This window comes from Psychrobacter sp. DAB_AL32B, assembly GCF_002224105.1.
Lineage (GTDB): Bacteria > Pseudomonadota > Gammaproteobacteria > Pseudomonadales > Moraxellaceae > Psychrobacter.
The window spans coordinates 1-555 of the sequence record NZ_NEXU01000147.1 but is presented as its reverse complement, the minus strand read 5'-3'; the positions used below and the strand labels follow the sequence as shown (position 1 = coordinate 555).

Sequence of the window (555 nt, the reverse complement as noted above, 5' to 3'; positions counted from 1 at the left end):
TGCGAAGTTAAGGTTTCAGACTCACTCGCACGGCCTTCACGTTTGCCATAAGCACCTGGGATTTTACCCGCCGCATACATTTTTTCTTGATAGTTAACTGTCAAAGGGAAGAAGTTTTGACCTTCTTTCGCTTCCGACTTAACAACGGCTGCTACTAGTACAGTTACGCCGCCCATATGAACTAAAATAGAGTTGGCTTGGCGAGCAATACGACCTGTTTCGATCACAACCTGTTGGTTGCCGTACTGGAATTCACGCTTAATGGTATTAAACATTGTCATATAATTTTCCTAATATTGACTGACGAAAGTAATATCAGCATTATAAACGCTGATACCTGTCATTAAAAATTCTTTGTATTTCTGTGTACATAGCCCTTAATTAACCATTAGTCGATTAAAAAATCGCGTCAATTAGGGCTAATATCCTTACCTATTTATCTTATGTATTTGTCTGTCTATGCATTTACCTATCATGAGCACAATACTTTTACGTGTGTTCAGTTTTTCGAATTCGGTTTTATATAGTACTTTCAAAATTGACACCAAAAACGCT

Annotated in this window: 1 pseudogene; it reads right to left on the bottom strand. The window is 37.7% G+C overall.

From position 1 onward, the window contains the following. Window positions 1–281: pseudogene (locus CAN34_RS13735) on the bottom strand (polyribonucleotide nucleotidyltransferase); the annotation flags it as partial. Window positions 282–555: the final 274 nt, after the last annotated feature.